Origin of the sequence: Moraxella bovoculi 237 (genome assembly GCF_000696305.2) — a bacterium.
Classification (GTDB): Bacteria; Pseudomonadota; Gammaproteobacteria; order Pseudomonadales; family Moraxellaceae; genus Moraxella; species Moraxella bovoculi.
This window is the reverse complement of the sequence record NZ_AOMT01000042.1, coordinates 1-309: the sequence shown is the minus strand read 5'-3', so window position 1 is coordinate 309 and position 309 is coordinate 1. Positions and strand designations below refer to the sequence as shown.

The window sequence follows — 309 nt, the reverse complement described above, 5'->3', positions numbered from 1 at the left end:
TTTCGTCAAATCAAAACGAAAGCCATCCACCTTATATTCCTTCAACAAGAATTGCAGATTACGCTTCACAAACTTACGCACCAATGGGCTTTCATGATTGAAATCATGGAACACGCTATAAGGATGAGGTGCTTCCACATTGAAGTATGGATTATTCTTTGCAGTCTTATCACCATCCCAATAAGAGTTTAGCCAGCGGATTATTTCCTGTAGCATGATTATAAACCACATCCAGAATAACTGCCATACCAGCCTCATGACAAGCATCAATGAACTGCTTATACATTGTTTTTGTCCCTATAAGCTTTA

At 38.5% G+C, this 309-nt stretch carries 2 protein-coding genes; both read right to left on the bottom strand.

The window, feature by feature from the left end:
* Positions 1 to 216 (bottom strand): alpha-amylase family glycosyl hydrolase (locus tag MBO_RS08965; protein ID WP_197972009.1); only part of this gene is annotated, 216 nt, incomplete at its 3' end.
* On the bottom strand, positions 170 to 286 hold the full coding sequence (locus tag MBO_RS10345; RefSeq protein ID WP_197972008.1) for an alpha-amylase family glycosyl hydrolase: 117 nt from the start codon (positions 284 to 286) through the stop codon (positions 170 to 172). The genes MBO_RS08965 and MBO_RS10345, both read right to left, overlap by 47 nt.
* Positions 287 to 309: the final 23 nt, after the last annotated feature.

Excerpts from the sequence above, each read along its gene's own strand:
- MBO_RS10345 (WP_197972008.1), bottom strand. The coding sequence starts at position 286 with ATGTATAAGCAGTTCATTGATGCTTGTCATGAGGCTGGTATGGCAGTT.